General features: G+C 69.9%; 1 protein-coding gene. It reads right to left on the bottom strand.

Going from position 1 to position 1083, the window contains the following annotated elements; translation table 11 throughout:
• Window positions 1-251: 251 nt before the first annotated feature.
• The coding region (locus A5624_RS17690) for an LCP family protein (RefSeq protein ID WP_369827495.1) at window positions 252-1083 on the bottom strand (832 nt) is incomplete at its 5' end.

The following is a 1083-nucleotide window of genomic DNA, read 5'->3' as shown; positions in this document are numbered from 1 at the left end:
ATCGATGGCGGCACGCATGCGTGATGGCGGCGACCCGCCGCGCCCGGCTCCGCCGCGCTTGCGATCACCGCGCTGCCTGATGGCGGCGACCCGCCGCGCCCGGCTGCGCCGCGCTTGCGATCACCGCGCAGCCTGATGGCGGCGACCCGCCGCGCCCGGCTCCGCCGCGCTTGCGATCACCGCGCAGCCTGATGGCGGCGACCCGCCGCGCCCGGCTCCGCCGCGCTTGCGATCACCGCGCAGCGTGATGGCTAGTTGACGCAGGGCACGCCGCCGCCATCGATCGGCTTGCCCTGATCGGGCGTCGGGTAGGTCGTGGTCGTGCCGTTGTAGTAGTAGCTCTTGGCCTTGGTCGACGTGGTGCTCGAGCTGGTGCTCGTGGTGTCGTCCATCTGCGTCTCGTCGGGGCTGGGCATCGTGAAATTGGTGTCCACGGTCAGGCGGATGTGTCCGGGCTGCACCCTGGGGCTGGGCTGCTTCGGCGCGTCCACGCCGAGCAGGTTGGCCAGGTTCAGCGCATCGGTTTGCGCGCCGGCGCCGTACTCGACCGTCGTGGAGGTCGGGTCGCCGGATTCGCGGTCGCGGACCTGACCCGGGGTGTAGCCCTTCTTTTTCAGCGCGCGGGATACCTCGGTGGCCAGACCGCTCATGCTGCCGGCGTTGACCACGTCGACGACCGTGGTGGGATCCGGCTTCACGGCGGTGGTGCTCGGCGCGGTCGTCGTCGTGTCGGCCCCGATCGCCGCCGCCACCTCCGCCTTGATCGCCGCCGGGTCGACGATGTTGACGTCCTGGCCGTCGATGTTGTCGTAACGCACCACCGGCAGCGTCCGGAACTCGACGTTGCCACCGGCCAGCCCGCCCAGGCGCTGGATCATGTCTTCGCTCCACCCCGCCGAGAGCACCACGTCCTTGCGCGCCACCGCCATCAGGTTCTTGAGCTTGTCGATGTTGGTGAACGTGCCCGTGGCCTGCAGCTCCTGCATGACCGACGAGATGAACGCCTGCTGCCGGTGGTGCGTTACGACAACATCGACGGCCAGGACGTCAACATCGTCGACCCGGCGGCGATCAAGGCGGAGG

It is taken from the genome of Mycobacterium sp. 1482292.6, assembly GCF_001672995.1.
In the GTDB taxonomy this organism is placed as follows: domain Bacteria; phylum Actinomycetota; class Actinomycetes; order Mycobacteriales; family Mycobacteriaceae; genus Mycobacterium; species Mycobacterium europaeum_A.
The sequence above is the reverse complement of the archived record's forward strand: the minus strand, read 5'-3'. Positions and strand labels throughout refer to the sequence as shown.